This window comes from Streptosporangium nanhuense (assembly GCF_059358815.1).
In genome coordinates this window covers 172,126-193,597 of sequence record NZ_JCADBG010000019.1, presented here as the reverse complement: position 1 = coordinate 193,597, position 21,472 = coordinate 172,126, and the positions used below count along the sequence as shown (strand labels likewise).

Genomic DNA, 21,472 nt, shown 5'->3' with positions numbered 1-21,472 from the left:
GACGGCGACGCGCACGACCACCCTCGTGATCGCCACGATCCGCGGGCTGCTGCTCGACCTGCTCGCCACCGGCGACCGGGACCGGGTCCACGAAGCCGCCGAGAGCTTCCTCGCCACGCTCGAACGGAGCACGGCCGAACGGAGCACGCCCGAACGAAGCGCGGACGCCGGAGGGGACATGCCGCCGCGCTGAAGGAGCAAGCCGGGGAAGCCGAGGCGCCGGCCGTCACCCGCGGCGAACCCGGCCGGCGCGTTCTCAGGAGTTCTCTGGGAGTTCTCAGGGAAGGGGGCGGGCCTTGACGCGATACGGATGCGACGACACATCCGCGGCGCTCACCTGCCCGTCCGGCTGGAACAGCCGTAGCAGCCGCAGCGCCGGCACGGTCATCACCGTGGTGAGCAACGCCATCATCACCAGGACGGTGAACGTCCCCGACGAGATCACCCCGATGCCCAGCCCCGTGCTCAACACGACGATCTCCGTGATGCCCCGCGCGTTCATGAGCACCCCCAGCCCCACGGCGAGCCGGCCCGGCATGCCGCCGACCCAGGCGATCACGGCGGCGGTGCCGAGCTTGCCGAGCACGGCGGCCACCAGCAGGATCGCCCCGCCGGCGAGCACCACCGGCTCGTCGAAGGCCAGGAACACGTTCGTCTGCAGGCCGATCGAGGCGAAGAACACCGGCAGCAGCAGGACCCGGTTGAGGGCACCCAGCCGCTGCGGCACGGCGCCGAGCACCGGCGCGTCACGGGGCAGCGCGATGCCCGCGAGCAGGGCGCCGAAGATGGCGTGGGCACCGGCGACGTCCGTCGCGGCCGACAGCACGAAGATCAGCCCGAGGACGAGGACGAGCCCGGCGGGCGTGGGCAGCGTGACCGCCGCGTACCTCGCCGCCAGGGCCCGCAGCAGCGGGCGCAGCACGAGGAGCACGGCCAGGACGATCGCGGCCGTCAGCGCGATCGTCGTCAGGACGCCCACGGCCGAGCGCGCGTGCGCGAGCGCGACGACGGCGGCCAGCGCGCACCAGGCGAGCACGTCGGCGACGCCCGCGCAGACGATCGCCAGGGTGCCCAGCCGCGTCCCCGCCAGCCCCGACTCCTGGAGGATGCGGGCCAGGACGGGGAACGCGGTGACGCTGAGCGCCGTACCGACGAACAACACGAACGCGGCACCACCGCCGGAGGGGCCCGCGAGGTCGGCGGCGAACGGCAGGGCGGCGAGCACGCCCAGCGCGAACGGGACGGCGACCATGGCCAGGGAGGCGACCCCGATGACGGTGCGCTGACGGCCGAGGGCGGCGGTGTCGAACTCGGTGCCCACGGTGAACATGAAGATCACCAAGCCGGCCTGGGCGAGCAGGTCGAGGTGCGGGTGCGCCCACTCCGGCAGGATCAGGCCGGTCACCGCCGGCGCGATCGAGCCCAGCACGGACGGCCCCAGCAGCAGCCCGGCCGCGATCTCCCCCACCACCGCGGGCTGGCCAAGGCGGCGGGCCAGGCGGCCGCCGAGGGAGGCGAGGCCGCCGATGACGGCGACGGCCAGGAACAGGCGCAGGATGGGCTGGGCGGGGCCCGTCTCGGCGCCGGGCGGCGGCGCGGGCACGGCGGGCGCCACCCCGGAGCCGGCGACCATGACGAGCAGGAGCGACCCCGCGGCCACGACGATCAGCACTCCCGCCAGCGTCAGCGCGCGGGCGGGGGCGGGCAGCAGGCGGCCTTCGGCCTCCTCGAGCGGGCTCTCGCCGCGCGCGTGCACGTCGGGTCGCACCTGTCGGTCCTCCGCGTTCTCGGCGTTCTCGGCGTTCTCGGCGTTCTCGGCGTTCTCGGCGTTCTCGGCGTGCGAGTGGTGGTTCAGGCGGCGCCCGGTGGACGCTCCACGGCGCGGCCGCCGGCCAGCAGCAGCGCGGCGACGGCGGCGACGAGCCCGCCGGCGATGACCGGCACGAGCGCCGCGAAGCCGAACGTGGCCGCGACCTCGCCGAACATCGGCGGGCCGAGCAGCGAGCCGAGGCTGCCCGCCTGGGCGACCAGGCCGCTGCCGACGTCGGCGTGGTCGAGCCGCTCCAGGATCAGCGGCAGGGCCGCGAAGACGAGGGCGGCGAGGAACCCGTTGGCGAGCGACAGCGTCCCGGCGCCGGCGAGCACGCCGGAGAGCGGGCCGCCGCCGTACACGAGCCAGGCGGCGGGCACGGCGAGCAGGCCGAACAGCGCGATGACGCCGACCCGGGTGCCGCGGCGCAGCAGCATGCCGGCGAGCAGCCCGCCGGCCGCGCTGAGCAGCGAGATCACCGAGGTGCTCGCGCCCGCGCCGGCGGCCGACTGCCCGTGCTGGTCGATGAGGAGCGTGGGCAGCAGCACGATCACCGGGATGGTCACCAGCGCGGTCAGGCAGAACGAGGCGGCCAGCACGCCGGGCCACCGCAGCGCGCGCAGCCGGGGGACGGGCCCGGCGACCGCCCGCGGACCGGCCCCCGGGCGGGGAAGCCGCAGCCACACGGCCACCGCCGTGAGGAGGGTGAGGCCGGCGAGCAGGCCGATCCAGCCGCGCCAGCCGAGGGCGTCGCCGGCTGCGCCGCCGACGAGCGTGCTGGCGAACAGGCCCACGGAGACGAACGTGGCCCAGATCGACAGGGCGGCACTGCGGTCGCGCTCGTCGGCCAGGCGCAGGACGAGCACCGGCCCGGCGATGGTGACCAGCAGGTAGCCGAAGCCCTCGACGACGCGGGCGACGAGCAGCCCGGCGAAGTCGCCGACCAGGACGCTCGCCGCGCTCGCCACGGCGATCAGGACGAGGCCGTACAGCAGCGACCCGTGCGCGCCGAAGCGGCGCATCAGGTAGCCGCCGGGCAGGCCGAAGACGGCGCCGACGCCGACGACCGCCGAGATGACCCAGCCCAGCTGTGACAGGGACAGCGACAGCTGGTCGGTCACCGCCGGCCCGACGGGGGCGAACTTGCCCAGGCTCATGGCGGCGACGACGCCGCCGAGGTAGACGACGCCGATGGTCGCCCACCGCGAGCGCCGCCCGTGCTGCGCGGGCGGCACGGTCGCGTCCGGGGCTGGCTCAGACTTCACGGTCTCTCCTTCGCACGATGTCACGGCGGCTCAATGGTCATCGTGCTCTCGCGCGCCGGTCAACCCGGCACGGCCCGGACGGCCCGGACCGCGACGAGGCGCGGACCGGCGAAGGAGAGGCGGACGAGCGCGGGCTGCCGGTGCCGCGCCGCGCGGCGGCCGTCGCGGATGTGGAGCCACAACCTGGCGGCGTCCTGGTCCAGGGCGACCGGGCCGCAGCGGGCCGACGGGTGGGCGGGGGCGGTGTAGCGGCTCAGCGGGGCGAGCAGTTCGGGCGGCAGGCCGACGAGGTCGACGTCCAGGATGTCGGCGCGTTCGTCCACGTCGACCACGAGGACGGCGTCCACCTCCAGGTGGTGGAGGACGGCGGGAGCGTCCCCGGCGAGCCGCAGGTCGAGCGTCGCCGAGCCCGGCCGCCACCCGGCGCCGTCGGCGGGCAGCAGCCGGTCGTCCACGGGACGGGCCGGCGTCGGCGGCGCCCCCGGCGTTTCCGGCGTCCTCGGTGTTCCCGGTGTCACGGCCGCGTCGCGTTCGTGGCGAGGATGCCGATTCCGGTCTCGGTGACGTTGACGGCGCCGGCCGACAGCAGGACGTCGATCGTCTCCGGCACGTCCCGGCTGGACAGCACGCCCTGCAGGACGACCATGTTCTCGTCGACCAGCTCCGCCCCCGCCCGCCACGAGCGCCCCGGCATGGCCAGGGTGACCTCCGGCAGGCGGTCGGCGGGGGCGCGGACCGTCAGCAGCACGTTCGCCGGGCCGGTCCAGGCGCCGCGCAGCAGCCTGGCGATCTTCCGGATGACGGTGCGCCTCCCCTCGTCGGCGTACGCGGCGGGGTTGGCGATGAGCTGGGCGCCGCAGGTGCGGATCGTCTCGATGATGCGCAGGTTGTTCTGCTGGAGCGAGTGCCCGGTCTCCACGACGTCGACCATCACGTCGGCCAGCTCGGGGATCTTGGCCTCGGTGGCGCCGTAGGAGACGACCACCTCGGCGCGCCGCCCGGCGTCCTGGAAGAAGCGGCGGCCGATGTTGGGGTACTCGGTGGCCATGCGGACGCCGTCGTCGAGGTCGGCCACGCTGGTCGCCGGGTGGTCGGCGGGCACGGCGAGGACGAGCCGCCACGGCCTCTCGGTGTTGCGGGAGTAGTCGAACGACTCGACCACCTCGACCTCGGCGCCGGTCTCCTCGATCCAGTCGGCGCCGGTGAGCCCCACGTCGAAGGAGCCGCTCTGGACGACGAGCGGGATCTCGCGCGGCTTGTAGAACGCGACCCGCACGGTGCCCGCGTACTCGATGGTGCCCCGGTAGGAGCGTTCGGAGGGCCGTCGCACGTCGAGACCGGCGGCCGCGAAGAGCTCCAGGGCCCGCCGTTCCAGGGATCCCGTCGGCAGGGCGAGCGAGATCATGCTTCCTCCTTCGCGTGGCGGACTGCGTGTCAGACGTGGAGCAGCCGGTCGATGCCGATGATCGGCGGCGTCGCCAGCTCGGCGGGGCGCACCTCGATCTCGCCGACGACGAGGTCGGTGGGCCAGGAGTCGACGATGGTGCCGACGCAGCGGGCGATCGAGCGCGTGCTCATCTTGTACGGGTCGTCGTCGCCGTCGAGGTTGGCGATGGCGCCGGGCGAGACGAGGCAGGCGCGCACGCCGTTGCGCCGCTCCTCCAGCAGCAGCGTCTCGACCAGCGCCTTCAGCCCGGCCTTGGTGGCGCTGTAGGCGGCGCCGCCCTCGAAGTAGCGGGTGCCGGCGTGGCTGCCCATCGCGACGAAGACGCCGCGACGGGCCCGCAGCGCCGGCAGCACCGCCTGCAGGAGGTGGAAGCCGGCGCTGAGGTTGATCGCCACCAGGCGTTCCCAGTCGGCCTCGCGCAGGTCGGCGATCGGGTCCAGGACCCGGTCGACGGCGTTGGACACGCAGACGTCCACCCGCCCCGCCTCGGCCAGGACGTCGGCGACGGCCCATCTGATCTCCGCGGGCCGGGACACGTCGCAGCGCCGTTCGCCGAGCCAGTCCGCGCCGGCGAGGGAGCGGTTCAGGGAGAAGACGCGGAACCCGCGCCCGCGCAGCTCCTCGGCGATGGCCCGGCCGCTGCCCCGGTTGGTACCGGTGATCAGTGCCACCCGGCCGTCATCTGATGACATCGAGGATGCGACTCCACTGGTTGACGATCTCGTCGGCGTCGACACCGTTGCGGAACAGGTCCTTGTCCAGCGGGGACCCGTCCTCGTGCCGCAGCCGCATGCAGTCCTGCGAGATCTCGGAGATGACGCTGAGGCCGCCCTCGGCGGTGACGCCGAAGATGAGGCACATGTCCCAGACGTCCACGGGGTGCAGCCAGGAGCGCAGCGCCTCGTTGACGGCCAGGGCGCGCTCGCGCATCTCCTCGACGGGCAGCCCGAGGACGCGCAGGTAGTCCTCGCCGATCGGCTGGTCCTCCGGGTCGACCCGGTAGTCGAACTTCACGACCGGGCGCGGCAGCCGTGCGCCGTCCTCGAACAGGCCGGGGTACTTGCGCGTGGTCGACCCGGTGGACCGGTTCTTCACGATGACCTCGAAGGGCGGGGCCGGGCAGTAGTCGGCGAGGTAGGTGTCCGGGCCGACCCGCTCGCGGAACGCGCACGCCACCCCGGCCGCCTCGATCCGGGCCGCGGCCCTTTCGTAGAAAGTCAGCCGCAGCGGCCCGGTGCGCTCCACCATTTCGTCGCGCTGGTAGGTGAAACTACGCAGGCTGGGGACTATCTGCACGAGACACTGCCCATCGGGCAGCCGCCACAGGCGCTTACTGCGCCCGACAATATCCGGCCGCACCGTTCCGGGTATTTCGGAGATCGGAATTCGCCGGCTCGATCCGTGGTCCACATCGCCTCCTTATCGGAGTTCGGCTCGTCCCACCGCTTCGACCGTTGCAGTCGTATTACAGCCTTGTAAACCTAGAAAAAAGTTCACCTTGACCCTGCTCGAAGCCCGCCGCTACGGTCTCGGAAATTAAGCGCATGATCTTATTCACGAAAATCCGGGGAGGGAGAAGATCTTGTCGCAAAATGAGCGAATAGCGCACTCGAAGATCACTCGTAAGTTCCGGTCCGAAGGACGCCAGCTCCTGTTCACACAGGGGAAGGGGGGAGAGGTTTCGGACGCGAACGGGAAGACGTACATCGACTTCGTCATGGGATACGGGCCGGTGATAATCGGCCACTCGGACGAACTCTTCAATGAAATTCTGAGCGGCTATCTCGGTAACGGCGTGATGATGCCGGGCTACACGACCTTCCACTCCGAGTACCTGGAGCGGCTGCTCGGCGAGCGGACCGGGGACCGGGGCGCGTTCTTCAAGACCGCGTCCGAGGCGGTCACCGCGACCCTGCGGCTGGCCGCGATGCGCAACGGCCGGCTGGGGGTGCTGCGCAGCGGCTACATCGGCTGGCACGACTCCCAGATCGCCAACTCCCTCAAATGGCACGAGCCGCTGCACTCGCCGCTGCGCGGGAAACTGCGCTACACCGAGGCGATGCGCGGCATCGGCGAGACCGAGCCCGCGCTGAACTGGGTCGACCTGCGGCTGGAGTCGCTGGCCGAGATCCTGGAACGGTACCGGGACCGGCTCGGCTGTTTCGTCTTCGACGCCTACCTGGCCTCGTTCACCACGCCCGAGGTGCTGCGGCGGGCCGTCGCGATGTGCCGGGACGCCGGCCTGCTGACCGTCTTCGACGAGACCAAGACCGGCGGCCGCGTCTCGCCGCTCGGCTACGACCACGACAACGCCATCGGCTCGGACCTCACCGTGATCGGCAAGGCGCTGGCCAACGGGGCGCCGCTGAGCCTGGTGGTGGGCGACGCCGAGCTGCTGGCCGACGCCGAGCGGGCCCGGCTCAGCGGCACGTTCTCCAAGGAGATGATCGCCGTGTACGCGGCGCTGGCGACACGCGACATCCTGGAAAAACCCATCGGCGACGCGCCGGACGGGTGGGCCGAGATCGGCCGGATCGGCACGCAGGTGGCGGCCACCCTCACCGCGGCGGCCGAGGACGCCGGCGTGGCGGCCCTGGTCGGCGCCCGCCCCGTCCTCGGCGGCGGGATGTTCGAGCTGGTCTACCACGACGACGCGCTGCTGGGCGACAAGGCCCGGCGTGAGGCGCTGCTCGCCGCGCTCACCGGCGCCGGCATCCTGCTCCTCGAAGGGCACCCGTCGTTCGTCAGCCTGGCCCACCGGGAGATCGACCCGGACGAGCTGCGCGACCGGGCGCGCCGCGCCTTCGAGCGGTGGAACGCGACAGTGGAGGCCGGCCGTGACTGACCGCCCGCGCCTGGCCCTGGTCGGCTGCGGCCGGCAGATGCGCGAGAACCTCCTGCCGTTCCTGCGGCGCGTGCGCGGCCACCAGATCGTGGCCTGCGTCGACCCCGACCTGTCCCTGGCCAAGGAGTTGCAGGAGGAGTCCGGGGCGGCGGTCTGCGCCGACTCGATCGACGCGCTCGACCTGGACACCGTGGACGGGGCCGTCATCGCGGTGCCGCCCGAGCCGTCGTACCGGCTGACCCGCCAGCTGGTGGAGGGCGGCGTCGACTGCTTCGTGGAGAAGCCGGCCGGGCCGTCGACGCCCGCGTTGCAGGACCTGCACCACGTCGTGGACCGCGGCGGCCGGCACGTCCAGGTGGGCTTCAACTTCCGCTACGCCGAGACGCTGCGGCGGCTGCACGAGCTGAGCCGCGACGCCCGGGCGACCTCGTGCTCGGTGACGATCGACTTCTACAGCCGTCATCCCTCGGCCCCGCAGTGGGGCGTGGACACGACGCTGGAGGCGTGGATCCGGCACAACGGGGTGCACGCCCTGGACCTGGCCCGCTGGTTCACCCCCTCCCCCGCCGTCCAGGTGGACGCGCACGTCATCCCGGGCGCGGGCGACCGCTTCCAGGTGAACGTGTTCGTCCGGCACCGCGACGGGTCCCTGTCGACGTTGCGGATGGGCAACCACGTCAGGCGGTTCCTCGTGGGCGTCATGGTGCAGGGCATGGACGGCAGCCGCTACAGCGCCCCGTCCCTGGAGCGGGTCACCCTCGACCTGGCCGACGGCCTGCCGCTGGGCCAGGAGCTGCACGGCACGAAGAACCTCGACCACGGCTGGGGCCGGAGCGGCTTCGGGCCGGAGCTGGAGGCGTTCGTGGCCTCCTGCCGGGACGGCGCCACCCGTCCGGACGACACGCCGTCGGTCGCGGACGCGCTGGCCGCCTCCGTGCTCGCCGACCAGGTGATGGAGGAGGTCGAGCGGGCCGGCAAGAACGGCCTGGGATACCTGAAGGACACGGTCCACGCCTCCGCGTAGGCCGGCCGGTGACCACGGAGGGGGGCTCATGGGCCAGACGCGACCGGCGGGCCGGGGCGGGGCACGGCCGGTCGCGTCGCCGGCCGTGCTCGGGTGGGTCGCCGCCCGGCTGCGCGCGCACCGGCCGCTGCTGCTGGTGTTCACGGTGGCGGCGGTGGCGGCGAACGTGTGCACGACGCTGGTGCCGGTCCAGATCGGCGCGGCGTTCGCCGAGGCGACCGGCGGGCGCGGCGACCTCGGCGTGCTGGCCGCCGCGGCGGTCGCCACCGCGCTGCTGGCGGCCGGCCGGTTCGCCGCCGACCTGCTGTCGCACGGCTCGATGGAGGTCGTCGCCCAGCGGGTCAAACGCGACGTGCGCGACGAGCTTTACCGCAGCCTGCTCGCCAAGCGCATGTCGTTCCACGACCAGCAGCGCGTCGGCGACATCATGGCCCGTGCCATCAACGACGCGCGGCTCGTCGACTACATGTTCAGCCCGGGCGTCGCCACCGCGTTCAACGCGCTGCTGGCCCTGGGGGTCCCGATCGTGTTCATCGCCTCGATGGACGCCCGGCTCCTGCTCGCCCCCGGCGCGCTGGTCGTGGTGTTCGCGATCGCGCTGCACCTGCACCTGCGGCGGCTGCAACCTCTGACGATGCGCATCCGGGAGACGTTCGCCGACCTGAACGAGCGCTTCTCCACCACCCTGGCCGGCATCGCCACCGTGAAGGCGGCCACCCAGGAGGAGCACGAGCGGCTCGCGTTCCGGCGGGCCGCCGCCACCTACCGGGACGCCTTCGTGCGGCGCGGCCGGGCGCAGGCCGTCTACCTGCCCGCGCTCAGCTTCGCCGTCGCGATGGCCGTCGGCGCCCTGCACTCGCTGTACCTGTACGGCCAGGGCGAGCTGGCGCTCGCGCAGGTCGTCACCTACCTGGGCTGGCTGGTGTCGCTGGCGCAGCCGGTCACCCTGTCGGAGCAGGCCGTGCCGGTCGTCCAGGAGGGAATGGCCGCCGCCGCCCGGATGCGGCAGATCATCGACGGGCCGGGCGACCTGGAGGAGACCACCGGCGTCACGACGGCCGTCGAGGGCGCGATCACCTTCGACCGGGTGACCCTGCGCCACGACGGCGAGGACATCCTGCGCGAGGTGTCCTTCCACCTGCCCGCCGGGCGCACGCTGGCCGTCGTCGGCCCCACCGGCAGCGGCAAGAGCATGCTGCTGAAACTCGTCGGCCGCATGTACGACGCCGACGAGGGGCGGGTGCTGATCGACGGCCGGGACGTGCGCGACTGGGAGCCGGGCGCGCTGCGCCGCCAGATCGGCCACGTGGACCAGGAGATCTTCCTGTTCTCCAAGAGCGTGCTGGACAACATCGCCTTCGGCGCGCCGGCCGGCAGTGCCGACGACGAGGACGTCATGCGCGTGGCCAAGCTGGCCTGCGCCGACGAGTTCGTCCAGGCGATGGAGCACGGCTACGCCACCGTCCTGAACGAGGGCGGCACGACGCTGTCCGGCGGCCAGCGCCAGCGGCTGGCCATCGCCCGGGCGCTGCTCACCGACCCGCGCGTCCTCACCCTGGACGACGCGACCAGCGCGATCGACGCGAGCACGGAGGCGACCATCACCGAGGCGATCGAGCGGGCGACCGCCGGCCGCACCACCGTGCTGGTCTCGCACCGGCCGGGCCAGATCCGGCGCGCGGACCTCATCCTGCTGCTGGACGCCGGGCGCGTCGTCGACCTCGGCGGGCACGACGAGCTGATGGCGCGCTGCGCGCTCTACCGGGAGATCTACAGTGACTGACCTGTTCGCGGGCCTGCACGCCGACTCGTACGACCGCGTGTACGGCAACCGCCGCCTCCTGGGCCGCATCCTGGCCTACCTGCGCGCCCGGCGCGGCACGATGCTGGGCTGCGCCGTCCTCGTCGTGGGGTCGGCCCTGCTGACCGCCTCGGTGCCCGTCGTCATCGCGCGGCTGATCGACGAGGTCGGCGGCGGGGCCGGGCTGGGCCTGTGGCTGTGCCTGGTCGTCGTCGTCGCGGCGGTGCTGGCGTGGGCGATGAACTGGGCGCGCCAGGCCGTCACCGCCCGGCTGGTCGGCGACATGGTCTACCGGCTGCAGTGCGAGGCCGCCGACGCCGCGCTGGACAAGGACGTCGCCTTCCACGACGACAACTCCGTCGGGCGGGTGCTCAGCCGGGTCACCGGCGACACCGAGGGCTTCGGCTCGGTGATGACGCTCACCCTGAACCTGCTCAGCCAGTCGCTGCTGGTGCTGCTGCTCGGCGGCGTGGTGTTCTGGACCGACCCGGGCCTGGGGCTGATCATCCTGGCCGCGCTGCCGTTCCTGCTGGGCACGGCGCTGGCCTTCCGCCGGATCGCCCGCACGGCGGCGGCCGCCACCCGGCGGGTGATGGCCAGGGTCAACGCCAACGTGCACGAGTCGATGATGGGCATCGCCGTCGCCAAGAACTTCGGCCGCGAGCGGACCGTCTACGACGACTTCGACGAGGTCAACCGGCTGTCGTACCGGGTGTACGTGCGCCAGGGGCTCATCTACGCGGTCATCCTGCCGGTGCTGACCCTGCTGGCGGGGCTGGCCACGGCCGTCGTGCTCTACCAGGGCGGGCGCTTCGCGGTGCTCGGCCGCCTCTCGCCCGGCGAGTGGTACTTCGCGCTGCAGGCGCTCGGCATGCTGTGGCAGCCGGTCACCCAGGCGGCGGCGTTCTGGAGCCTGTTCCAGCAGGGTCTGGCCGCCGCGGAACGGGTGTTCGCGCTGATCGACGACCGCGGGTCGGCCGTCCGGCGGGGACAGGAGCCGGTACCCCTCCTGGACGGTGAGATCGAGGCGCGCGGCCTGTGTTTCGGCTACGGCGCGGGCGTCCCCGTCTTCGACGGGCTGGACCTGAGGATCGCCGCGCGCGAGACGGTGGCGATCGTCGGGCGCACGGGGGGCGGCAAGTCCACCCTCGCCAAGATCATCGCCCGCGCGTACGACTTCCAGGGCGGCGAGCTGCTCGTCGACGGCCGCGACGTCCGCGCGCTCGACCTGACGGCCTACCGGCGGCGTGTCGGCGTCGTCCCGCAGCACCCGTTCGTGTTCGCCGGCACGCTCGCCGAGAACATCGCCTACGGCCGCGCCGGGGCCGGCCCGGACGACGTCGAGCGCGCCATCGACCGGATCGGGCGCCGGGTGTGGGCGCGCAGCATGCCGATGTCCCCGCACGACCGGCTCGCCGACGGCGGCCGGGGGGTGTCGGTCGGGCAGCGGCAGCTCATCGCCGTGGCGCGGATGTTCGTGCGCGAGCCCGACATCGTGCTCCTGGACGAGCCGACAGCCAGCGTCGACCCCCTGACCGAGCGGGGCATCCAGAACGCGCTGACGCGGCTGTTCGCCGGCCGGACCGTCCTGGTCATCGCGCACCGGCTGTCGACCATCCGGCGGGCCGACCGGATCCTCGTCCTCGACGGTGGCAGGATCGCCGAGGAGGGCCCCTTCGACGAGCTGTTGCGCCGCGACGGGCCGTTCGCCGCCCTGTACGCCACCTACTACGCCCACCAGGAGACGGCATGAACGGCCTGGCGCCGCGCCGCTGCGCGCCGCACCCGCGGGAGTTCGACACGATCCAGCGGGAGGCCTCGGCCGAGGGCGTGCGCTGCGTGGTGGGCGCCGTCCTGGTCAACCGGCGCGGCGAGGCGTTCCTGCAGCGCCGCGCCCCGCACGTCCGGCTCTTCCCCGGCTGCTGGGACATCGTCGGCGGGCACGTGGAGGCCGGTGAGACGCTGTGCGCGGCGCTGGCCCGCGAGATCGCCGAGGAGACCGGCTGGCGCCTCGACCGGGTCGGCGACCTGGTCAAGGTGTTTGACTGGGAGGGCGGCGACGGCACCCGCCGGCGCGAGATCGACGTGCTCGCCACCGTCACCGGGGACCTGGAACGGCCCCGCATCGAGCACGACAAGTTCGTCGAGGCCGGCTGGCTGGACGCGGCCCGGCTGCGCGCCCTGGCCGCCGAAGGCACCGACAGCGGCATGATCGACGTCGCCCTGCGCGCCCTCGCCATGCGCTCCCCCTGGGGGGACGCCCCGCCTACCTGGAGACGCTGATCACATGATCTCGCTCGCGCTGCCCAAGGGGTCCGCTCTGGAGCGGCCGGTTCTGGGCCTTCTCACCGCCGCCGGGCTCGGCGTGCGCCGGACCTCGGGCCGCAGCTACCGGGCGAGCATCGACTACGGCGGCCCGATCCAGGTCGTCTTCCTCAAACCGCGGGAGATCCCGCCGGCCCTGGAGAAGGGCGCCTTCGACTTCGGCGTCGCCGGCACCGACTGGATCGAGGAGACCGGCGCCAAGGTCGAGATCGTGGAGCCGGTGGCGGCGGGCCATCCGTGGCGCCTGGTGCTGGCCGTACCGTCCGGGAGTCCCGGCGGTCTGTCCCCGGGCGCCCGCGTGGCCACCGAGTTCCCCGCCATCGGCCGGCAGTACCTGCGCAGCCGGGGACTGGCGGCCGAGGTGGTGCACTCCTACGGCGCCAGCCATGCCAAGATCCCCGAGCTCGCGGACGCCGTCATCGAGGTGCTCGAACCGGGCGCGTCCCTCGCGCCGGGCCTGCGGGTCCTCGACACGGTGCGCACCTGCGCGCCGCGGCTCGTCGCCGGGCCGCACGCCTGGCGGGACGCCCGCAAGCGCGCCCGGATCCAGCGGGTGGCCCGGCTGCTGGACTCGGTGCGGGCGGGGGCGGCGCACGTGCTGCTGACGGTGCGCACGTCGGCGCGCGAGTTGCCGCGCGTCGCGCCGGCGCTGCCCCCGCGGTCGTGGCGCGTCGGCGACCCGCGCGAGGACGACCTGGTGGTGGTGCAGGGGCTGGCGGAGCGGCGCGGCGTGGCCGAGACCATCGACGGCATCCTGGCCGCGGGCGCGGCCGACGTCGTGGCGTCCCCGGTCGGCCGGGTCGCGACCCACCAGCCGGGGCCCCCGTCCCGGGAACCCCGCCGGCCGTGAGGTCGCCCGGGCCTCGACCGATCAGCCGGGACCCCGTGGCGGGAACCCCGCCGACCCTGAGGTCGTCCGGGTCGCGACCCACCAGCAAGGGCCCCGTCGCGGAAACCCCTCCGGCCCTGAGGAGCGTGCCGTCCGTGGAACGCCGAATGATCGTCTGCGACCTGGACGGCACGCTGCTCGACTCGCGCGGCGGGCTGTCCGAACGCACCCGCGCGGCCGTGCGCCGCGTCCGGGCGGCCGGCCACGTGTTCGTCGTCGCGACGGCGCGGCCCGTCCGCGACACCCGGCACATCGCCGCGGCCCTGGGTGACACAGCCGACACAGCCGACACGGCTGACACGGCCATCGCGGTCTGCGGCAACGGCTCCGTCGTCTACGACTTCGCCCGGGAGGAGGTGGTCGACCACCACCCGCTCGCCGAGGCGGACGTGGCGACGGCGCTGACGGCGCTGCGCGAGCGCTTCCCCGGCATCCGGCTGGGCGCCGAGTGCCACCTGGAGCTGTTGCTGGAGGACGCCTTCGAGCTGGCCCCCGCGCTGGCCGGCGACGCCCGGCGGGTGCCGAGGCTGGAGGAGGCCATCGACCGGCACGGCGTCGGCAAGATCATGGTCCAGCTGGAGGGGGCGGCCCGCCAGTACTACGAGAGCGTGGGCGTGCTGCTGCCCGGGTGCGAGGTCACCGTGTCGGCGGACGTGTTCTGCGAGGTGACCCGCGCCGGGGTGACGAAGGCGGCCGCCCTGGAGGCGATGGCGGGCCGGCTCGGCTTCGACCGCGCGGGCGTGATCGCCTTCGGCGACATGCCCAACGACCTGCCCATGCTGACCTGGTCGGGGACGTCGGTCGCGGTCGCCAACGCCCATCCGGCGGTGCTCGCGGCGGCCCGCGAGACGACCGCGTCCAACGACGACGACGGCGTCGCCGTATGGCTGGAGCACTTATCAGAGAAGCATTGACACTTGTCTGATGAGTGCGCATTCTGAGTGAAGTTCCGGCTTGGGAGGTGCGTATGACCCGCCTGTTCGCCCGCTTGTCGACCGTTCTCTGCGTCCTGCTCGCGCTCGCGGCCTGCGGAGGCTCGCAGGACACCGCCCGCGAGGCGGGGGTGAACGGGGCCGCCGCCGCCGGCTCCGACCTGCGGGTGGGCGTCGCCTACAGCCGGGGCGGGCGCGGCGACAAGTCCTTCAACGACTCCGCCGGGGCGGGCGTCGACCAGGCCAGGGCCAAGCTGGGCGTCGGGGTCAAGGAGCTGAGCCCGAACGCGGCGGGCTCCGACCTGGAGGAGATCCTGCGCCTCCTGGCCGAGACGGGCCACAACCCCGTCCTGGCCGTCGGGTTCTTCTACGCCCAGCCGCTCACGAAGGTCGCGCCCGCGTACCCGAAGACGCACTTCGTCATCATCGACGACGCGACGGTGAAGCTGCCCAACGTCACCAACGTGGTGTTCCGCGAGGAACAGGCCAGCTACCTGGTCGGGGCGGCGGCGGCGCTGAAGTCCGCCACCGGGCGGATCGGCTTCGTCGGGGGCGTGCAGACGCCGCCCCAGGAGAAGTTCCTGGCCGGGTACGCGGCCGGCGCCCGCGCGATCGACCCGAAGATCCGGCTGTCGAGCGTCTTCATGACGCAGCCGCCCGACTTCAGCGGGTTCTCCTCCCCCGACAAGGCGCGGGAGGCGGCCCGCGGCATGTACGACGGCGGCGCCGACGTCGTCTACCACGCGGCCGGCGCGTCGGGGCTCGGCGTCTTCCAGGCGGCCAAGGCGGCGCGCAAGTGGGCCATCGGCGTCGACGTCGACCAGCGCCGCACCGTCGGCCAGGAATTGTCGGAGGTGATCCTCACCAGCGCCACCAAGCAGATCGACGTCGCGGTGCGGAGCATCATCGAGGAGGAGGCGGCGGGCAAGGCCGTCTTCGGGGTGCGCGAGTTCGGGCTCGACGAGGACGGCGTCGGCTACGCCACCACCGGCGACGACCTCGCCGACATCCGGCCCCGGCTGGACAAGATCAGGAAGCAGATCATCGCGGGCGAGATCGACGTGCCGGTCGTGCCATGACGCGTCCCGAGGCGCCCCCCTCCGGTGTCCCCCTGGTCGAGCTGCGCCGCATCACCAAGCGCTATCCCGGCGTCACCGCCAACCGCGACATGAACCTCCTGGTACGGCCGGGACAGGTGCACGCCGTGGTGGGCGAGAACGGCGCCGGCAAGTCGACCCTCATGCGCGTCCTGTACGGCGAGGAGCGGCCCGACTCCGGCGACCTGCTGCTCGACGGCGTCCCCGTGCGGTTCCGCTCGCCCGCCGACGCCATCGCGGCCGGCATCGGCATGGTGCACCAGCACTTCCTGCTCGCCGAGAACCTGACCGTGCTGGAGAACGTGGTCCTGGGAGCCGAGACCTCGCGCCGGGGGCTGCTCGACCGCCGCGCGAGCGCCCGCGCCCTACGCGACCTCGGCGAGCGCTACGGCCTGGCCGTCGACCCCGGCGCCCGGATCGAGCACCTGGGCCTGGGCGAGCGGCAGCGGGTGGAGATCCTCAAGGCCCTGTACCGGGGCGCGCGCGTCCTGATCCTCGACGAGCCCACCACGGTGCTCGCGCCCGGCGAGGTGACGCGCCTGTTCACCAGCCTCGCCGAGCTGCGCGCGCGGGGCCTGGCCGTGCTGTTCATCTCGCACAAGCTCGACGAGGTGCTCAGCGTCTCCGACCACATCACCGTCATCCGCGCCGGCACCGCCGTGGGCGAGTTCGCCACCGGCGACGCCGACCCGGGCGTGCTCACCCGGCTCATCGCCGGCGGCGACCTGCCGCCCGTCGCGCGGGGCCGGCGTGCCGAAAGCGGCCCCGTCGTGCTGCGCCTGGACGGCCTGCGCACCGACGCCGTCCACGAGGCCGGCCTGGAGCTGTCCAGGGGCGAGATCCTGGGCATCGCCGGCGTGCAGGGCAACGGGCAGTCCGAGCTGATCGACGCGCTGGTGGGCACCCGCGAGATCACCGCCGGGACCATGCACCTCGGCGGCCGCGACGCCACCCGGCTGGGCGTGCGGCAGCGTCGCGGGCTCGGGCTGGCGTGCATCCCGGAGGACCGCCACCGCCACGCGCTGGCGCTGCCGGCCACGCTGTGGGAGAACGTCATGCTGGGCAGCGAGGACCTGCGCCGTCGCAGCCGGTGGCGCCTGGACCGCGCGGCAGCCCGGGAGAGCGCCGGGGAGATCGGCGCCCGCCTCGGCATCGGCGCCCCCTCCCCCGACTTCCCGGCCTCCGCGCTGTCCGGTGGCAACCAGCAGAAGCTCGTCGTCGGCCGGGCGCTGCGCGGCCGTCCCGAGGTGCTGCTGGCCGCCCACCCCACGCTCGGCGTGGACGTCGGCGCCCAGGCCGTCATCTGGGGCCTGCTGCGCGACGCCCGCGACGCCGGTCTGGCCGTCCTGCTGGTCAGCGCCGACCTCGACGAGGTGCTCGCCCTGAGCGACCGCGTGCAGGTCATGCTGCGCGGCCGGCTGACCCCCGCCCTGCCTGTCGGCGAGCTCACCCCGGCACGCCTGGTCCGGCTGATGACGGGGACGCGATGAACACGGCGAAGGCCCGGACCCGGGGGGTGGCCCGCGCGCTCGCCGCGCCGGCGCTCGCGCTGCTGCTGGCGCTCGTCGTGGCCACGGCGCTGCTGGCCGCGGCGGGCGCGTCGCCTGGCAGGACGTACCTGACGATGTTGGAGTTCGGCGTGCGGCCGGATTCGGTCGTCTCGGCCGTCAACCGGTCGGTCATCTACTTCCTCGCCGGTCTCGCGGTGGCCGTCACGTTCCGCATGAACCTGTTCAACATCGGCGTGGAGGGCCAGTACCGCCTCGCCGCGCTGCTGGCCGCGGCCGCCGGCGCGGGCCTGGACCTGCCGGCGCCCCTGCACGTGGCCGTCATGTGCGCGGTCGCCGTGCTCGCCGGGGCCGCGTGGGCCGCGCTGGCCGCGCTGCTCAAGGTGTGGCGCGGCGTCTCGGAGGTACTGTCGACGCTGCTGCTGAACTACGTCGCCACCGCGGTCGTGGCGTACCTGCTGGCCGAGGTGTTCGCCGCTGGCAGCACGACGGGATCGACCGCCGAGCTGCCGCCCTCGGCCCACCTGCCCGAGCTGAACGGCCTGCTGGCCCTGGCCGGGGTGACGCTCCCCGGCGGCGCGAGCCTCGGCGGGGCCGTGCTCGGCGCCGTCGTCCTGGGCGTGGCCGTGCACCTGCTGCTCACCCGGACGCTGTTCGGGCACGACCTGCGGATGAGCGGGCTGAACGCCGCGGCGACCCGCGTCCACGGCGTCGACCCGCGCCGCATGACCGTCGTGACGATGCTCGTCTCGGGCGGGATCGCCGGGCTGGCCGGGCTGCCCCACCTGCTGGGCACCGCCCACCACTTCGGCCTGGACTTCCCGGCCGGGGCGGGCTTCACCGGCATCGCGGTGGCCCTCCTCGGCCGCAACACCCCGCTCGGCATCGCGCTGGCCGCCCTGCTCTTCGGCTTCCTGGAGCGGTCGGCGCTCATCCTCGACATCGAGGGCGTGCCCAAGGAGATCGTCACGATCATGCAGGGCGTCATCGTGATCAGTGTCGTGGTCGCGCACGAGGTGGTGCGCCGTGCCGAACGCCGGCGCGCCGCACGGCTGGTGCGCGCGCGGACCGAGCCGGACACCGCGCCGGCCCCTGCACCGGGACGGGTCCCGTGAACGCGCCGGCGCGGCGGCTGCTGCTGATCGCCCTCCTCGTGCTGCTGGCGGTGGCGGGCGTCCGCGTCCTCACCGGCGAGGCGCTCACCGGCTCCGGCGTGGTCGGCGCCGCGCTCCGCCTCGCGGTGCCGATCGGGCTGGCGGGCCTGAGCGGGCTGTGGAGCGAGCGCGCGGGCGTCGCCAACCTCGGCATCGAGGGCATGATGATCATCGGTACGGTGTGCGGGGCGTGGGCGGGCCACTTCCACGGCGTCTGGGCCGGGGTGCTGGCCGGAGTCCTGGGCGGTGCCGCCGCCGGCCTGCTGCACGCCGTCGTCACCGTCACCTTCGGCGTCGACCAGGTGGTGTGCGGCATCGCCGTCAACATCCTGGCCGCGGGGGTGGCGCGCTTCCTGTGCGTCGTCGTGTTCGCGGGCCTGCCCGGCGCCGGGGCCACCCAGTCGCCACCCGTCACGGGCGAGGTCGGCACCGTCAGCGTGCCGCTGCTGGCGGGCGGCGCGGGCACCGGCGACCTGCTGGGCGACCTGGAGCGCGGCGGCGTCTTCCTCCTCGCGGACGCCGCGGGCCTGCTGCGGGGATTGCTGCACGAGGTGTCGTGGCTCACCGTGGCCGCCGTCGTGCTCGTCCCGGTCAGCGTCGTCGTCCTGTGGCACACCGCGTTCGGGCTGCGGCTGCGCTCGGCCGGGGAGCACCCGGCCGCGGCCGACTCGCTCGGCGTGCCGGTCCAGCGCATGCGCTACTGCGGCGTGCTGGTCTCCGGCGGGCTGGCCGGTCTCGCCGGCGCCTACCTCGTCACCGTCTCCTCGGGCCTCTACCAGGAGGGCCAGACCGGCGGGCGCGGCTTCATCGGGCTCGCCGCCATGATCTTCGGCAACTGGCGGCCGGTCGGCACGGCGGGCGGGGCGCTGCTGTTCGGCTACGCCGACGCCGTGCAGCTGCGCCAGGCGAGCGCCGTGCACACCCTGCTGCTGCTGGGCGCGATACTCGCGTGGACGGCGGCGATCGCCCTCGCGCGGCGGCGGCCCCGCCTGGCGGCCGGCCTGGCACTGCTCGGCGCCGCCGCCTTCGTGATCTTCGAGAGCACCGGCTCGGTGCCCACCCAGCTCATCTACGCCACGCCGTACCTGACGACGCTGCTGGTGCTGGCCACGGTCGCCCAGAGGCTGCGCATGCCCGCCTACGTCGGCCTGCCCTACCGGCGGGGAGGTGCGTGACATGGCGCACGTGCCGCGAACCCGGCTGATGGCCTACCTGGACCGCTGGTCCGCGGCGCCCGGACAGCACGTGACCGTGCACGCGAGCGGGCCCGCGGGAGCCGGGGAGGTCGAGCTGGCCGACCTGGTGGACCAGACCGTGCTCGGCCCGGCGACGCCGGTCACCGTCGAGCCGCGGCGCATCCGCACCGGCTCCCACCTGGAGGCCACCGGAGTCCCGGCGCCCGCCCGGGGCAGCGTCGCGGTGTGGCTGCGCCCGCACAGGCGCCAGAACGGGCACCAGGACGGGCGCGAAGACGCCGGTGCCCGCCGGGTCGTGGCCGAGCTGGACACCGGCGGCTGGCGGCTGCTGGTCACCCTGGACGAGGCCGGGCGCCCCGAGGCCGCCGCCGAGACCCGGTCCGGCTCCCTGCGCGTGCGGTCCGGCCCGGCCCTCCCCCTCGGCTCGTGGTCCCTGCTGGTGGCCGCCTGGGCCGCGGAGCCGTCCGGCACCCGGCTGCGCCTGGCCGTCCGGGGCGGCGCGCACGACGACGCCGTCGCGCACGGGGCGGACCTGCCGCTGTCTCCGGCGACCGCGACCCTGCGCCTCGGCGCGGGCGCGGATCACGGCGACCCGTACGCCGGGCGCCTGGCGCTGCCCCTGCTGACCGGGGCCGAGCTCGCCCCCGGTGACTGCGGCGCCCTGACGGGCCTGACCACCGGCCCGGCCCTGGCCCGGCACCTGGGCACGGGCCTCGTCGCCCTGTGGGACCCGGCCGCCGATCCGGGCGCCCCCGCCGTCCCGGACATCAGCGGCAACGGCCACCACGCCCGCGCCGTCAACCGGCCTCTCGCCGGGCTCGCCGGCCCCGGCGGAAACGGCGTTGAAGACGGCGGTGGAGACGGCACCGGAAACGGTGCCCGCACCGCCCTGCAGCTCAGTCCCGAGGACCTGGACGACGCCCGCTGGCCGCGGACGTGCGCGGTGACCGTGCCCGCCGGCACCGGCTCGACCGTGCTCGGCGTGCGAGTGCGCGCCGGCGGCGACTCCCACGTCGTCCCGCTCGTCGTGCGCCCGGAGAGCCCGGCCGGGCCCGCCGGCCCGGCGCGCCCGATCGCGGTGATCCTGCCGACGTTCACCTACCTGGCCTACGCCAACCACCGCCAGTCCAGCGAGGCCGAGTACTTCGGCGACTACTCGTCCGTGACCGACCGGCGCATCGAGCTGTCGGACACGGACGCCTACCTCAACGAGCACCGCGAGCTCGGCCTGTCCCTCTACGACCAGCGGAGCGAGGGCGGCCCCGTCTACCACTCCTCCGGGCGGCGCCCGGTGCTCAACCACACGCCCGGCTACCGGTGGTGGATGACCGGGGCGCCCCGGCACTTCGCCGCCGACCTGTTGCTGCTGCGCTGGCTGCGCGCCGAGGGCTTCGCCTTCGACGTCCTGACCGACGAGGACGTGCACGCGGGCGGGGCCGCCCTGCTGGAGCGCTACCGCGTCGTGCTGACCGGCAGCCACCCCGAGTACGTCAGCGCGCCCGAACGCGAGGCCGTCGCGTCGTACGTGTCCGGCGGCGGGCGGCTCATGTACCTGGGCGGCAACGGCTTCTACTGGGTGACCGGCGTCGACCCGCGCCACCCGCACGCGATCGAGGTGCGCCGCGGCCACACCGGCGCCTGGTGGGACAACGAGCCCGGCGAGGACGTCCTCACCTCCACCGGAGAGCCCGGCGGGTTGTGGCGCGAGCGCGGCCTGCCGCCCCAGGAGCTGCTCGGCGTCGGCTTCGCCGCCCAGGGCTGGGGCCCGGCTCCCGGCTTCACGCGCCTGCCCGACAGCTACCGCGCCGAGGCGGCCTGGGTGTTCGCCGGGGTCTGCGAGCCGGTCGTCGGCCGCCACGGGCTCGCCCTCGGCGGCGCCGCCGGGGACGAGATCGACCGCGCCGACCCCGGCCTCGGCACCCCGCCCGGCACCCTGCTGCTCGCCACGTCCGCGGGCGGGCACGGCGGCCACTACCAGAACGCGCCGGAGGAGGCCCGTCTCGGCGCGGACGCCGTCCGCGCCGACATGACGCTGCGCCTGACCCGGGCGGGCGGCGCCGTCTTCGCCGCCGGATCCATCAACTGGGTGGCCAGTCTCGCCTGCTGCGACGGCGACGTCCGGCGCGTCACGCGAAACGTCCTGTCCCGGTTCCTTTCCCCGAAACCCCCCGAGGAGTGA

At 74.2% G+C, this 21,472-nt stretch carries 19 protein-coding genes; 13 read left to right on the top strand and 6 right to left on the bottom strand.

Translation table 11 applies throughout. The features are described 5' to 3' along the window. Window positions 1–25: 25 nt before the first annotated feature. Window positions 26–193, top strand: coding sequence for a hypothetical protein (locus tag AC5L38_RS31895; protein ID WP_495246515.1), 168 nt, complete (start codon window positions 26–28; stop codon window positions 191–193). 84 nt (window positions 194–277) lie between these two features. Here AC5L38_RS31895 and AC5L38_RS31890 read toward each other — a convergent pair whose 3' ends face one another. The 6 genes from AC5L38_RS31890 to AC5L38_RS31865 form a co-directional block, all read right to left on the bottom strand. Further along, complete coding sequence (locus tag AC5L38_RS31890; protein ID WP_495246514.1) at window positions 278–1,768, bottom strand: cation:proton antiporter; 1,491 nt, start codon at window positions 1,766–1,768, stop codon at window positions 278–280. A gap of 83 nt (window positions 1,769–1,851) precedes the next feature. After that, complete coding sequence (locus AC5L38_RS31885; protein WP_495246513.1) at window positions 1,852–3,075, bottom strand: MFS transporter; 1,224 nt, start codon at window positions 3,073–3,075, stop codon at window positions 1,852–1,854. 59 nt (window positions 3,076–3,134) lie between these two features. Beyond that, window positions 3,135–3,530 carry a hypothetical protein gene (locus AC5L38_RS31880; protein WP_495246512.1) on the bottom strand — a complete coding sequence of 132 codons (396 nt, stop codon included), beginning with the start codon at window positions 3,528–3,530 and terminating at the stop codon, window positions 3,135–3,137. A 59-nt stretch (window positions 3,531–3,589) separates the two neighbouring features. Next, window positions 3,590–4,480: an ATP phosphoribosyltransferase gene (gene hisG / locus AC5L38_RS31875; RefSeq protein ID WP_495246511.1), complete on the bottom strand. Its 891-nt coding sequence runs from the start codon at window positions 4,478–4,480 to the stop codon at window positions 3,590–3,592. A 29-nt stretch (window positions 4,481–4,509) separates the two neighbouring features. After that, entirely contained in the window at window positions 4,510–5,214 is a 705-nt protein-coding gene (locus AC5L38_RS31870; protein WP_495246510.1) for an SDR family oxidoreductase, read from the bottom strand. Then, a complete protein-coding gene (locus AC5L38_RS31865; RefSeq protein WP_495246509.1) occupies window positions 5,201–5,881 on the bottom strand; it encodes a phosphoribosylaminoimidazolesuccinocarboxamide synthase in 681 nt (226 codons plus the stop codon). The genes AC5L38_RS31870 and AC5L38_RS31865 overlap by 14 nt, the downstream gene beginning before the upstream one ends. 223 nt (window positions 5,882–6,104) lie before the next feature. Here AC5L38_RS31865 and AC5L38_RS31860 point away from each other — a divergent pair, with 223 nt between their 5' ends. The 12 genes from AC5L38_RS31860 to AC5L38_RS31805 all read left to right on the top strand — a co-directional run bounded on the left by AC5L38_RS31860 (window position 6,105) and on the right by AC5L38_RS31805 (window position 21,472). Next, the gene (locus AC5L38_RS31860) at window positions 6,105–7,367 is read left to right on the top strand and encodes an aminotransferase class III-fold pyridoxal phosphate-dependent enzyme (protein ID WP_495246508.1); all 1,263 of its coding nucleotides are present in this window, start codon (window positions 6,105–6,107) and stop codon (window positions 7,365–7,367) included. Next, window positions 7,360–8,391 (top strand): Gfo/Idh/MocA family protein, encoded by a 1,032-nt coding sequence (locus tag AC5L38_RS31855; RefSeq protein ID WP_495246507.1) that lies wholly within the window; start codon window positions 7,360–7,362, stop codon window positions 8,389–8,391. The genes AC5L38_RS31860 and AC5L38_RS31855 overlap by 8 nt, the downstream gene beginning before the upstream one ends. Window positions 8,392–8,419: 28 nt before the next feature. After that, on the top strand, window positions 8,420–10,174 hold the full coding sequence (locus AC5L38_RS31850) for an ABC transporter ATP-binding protein (RefSeq protein ID WP_495246506.1): 1,755 nt from the start codon (window positions 8,420–8,422) through the stop codon (window positions 10,172–10,174). Next, complete coding sequence (locus AC5L38_RS31845) at window positions 10,167–11,945, top strand: ABC transporter ATP-binding protein (RefSeq protein WP_495246505.1); 1,779 nt, start codon at window positions 10,167–10,169, stop codon at window positions 11,943–11,945. The genes AC5L38_RS31850 and AC5L38_RS31845 overlap by 8 nt, the downstream gene beginning before the upstream one ends. Continuing rightward, the gene (locus AC5L38_RS31840; RefSeq protein WP_495246504.1) at window positions 11,942–12,475 is read left to right on the top strand and encodes an NUDIX hydrolase; all 534 of its coding nucleotides are present in this window, start codon (window positions 11,942–11,944) and stop codon (window positions 12,473–12,475) included. Before AC5L38_RS31845 ends, AC5L38_RS31840 begins: the two co-directional genes overlap by 4 nt. 4 nt (window positions 12,476–12,479) lie before the next feature. Then, window positions 12,480–13,367, top strand: coding sequence for an ATP phosphoribosyltransferase (gene hisG / locus AC5L38_RS31835; protein WP_495246503.1), 888 nt, complete (start codon window positions 12,480–12,482; stop codon window positions 13,365–13,367). 134 nt (window positions 13,368–13,501) lie between these two features. Beyond that, the gene (locus tag AC5L38_RS31830; RefSeq protein WP_495246502.1) at window positions 13,502–14,320 is read left to right on the top strand and encodes an HAD family hydrolase; all 819 of its coding nucleotides are present in this window, start codon (window positions 13,502–13,504) and stop codon (window positions 14,318–14,320) included. Window positions 14,321–14,373: 53 nt separating this feature from the next. Beyond that, window positions 14,374–15,417 (top strand): BMP family lipoprotein, encoded by a 1,044-nt coding sequence (locus tag AC5L38_RS31825; protein WP_495246501.1) that lies wholly within the window; start codon window positions 14,374–14,376, stop codon window positions 15,415–15,417. After that, the gene (locus tag AC5L38_RS31820; protein WP_495246500.1) at window positions 15,414–16,925 is read left to right on the top strand and encodes an ABC transporter ATP-binding protein; all 1,512 of its coding nucleotides are present in this window, start codon (window positions 15,414–15,416) and stop codon (window positions 16,923–16,925) included. Before AC5L38_RS31825 ends, AC5L38_RS31820 begins: the two co-directional genes overlap by 4 nt. After that, window positions 16,922–18,058 carry an ABC transporter permease gene (locus AC5L38_RS31815; RefSeq protein ID WP_495246499.1) on the top strand — a complete coding sequence of 379 codons (1,137 nt, stop codon included), beginning with the start codon at window positions 16,922–16,924 and terminating at the stop codon, window positions 18,056–18,058. Before AC5L38_RS31820 ends, AC5L38_RS31815 begins: the two co-directional genes overlap by 4 nt. Next, window positions 18,055–19,272 (top strand): ABC transporter permease, encoded by a 1,218-nt coding sequence (locus tag AC5L38_RS31810; RefSeq protein ID WP_495246498.1) that lies wholly within the window; start codon window positions 18,055–18,057, stop codon window positions 19,270–19,272. Before AC5L38_RS31815 ends, AC5L38_RS31810 begins: the two co-directional genes overlap by 4 nt. Before the next feature lies 1 nt (window position 19,273). Then, window positions 19,274–21,472, top strand: a complete 2,199-nt coding sequence (locus AC5L38_RS31805; protein ID WP_495246497.1) for a N,N-dimethylformamidase beta subunit family domain-containing protein — start codon at window positions 19,274–19,276, stop codon at window positions 21,470–21,472.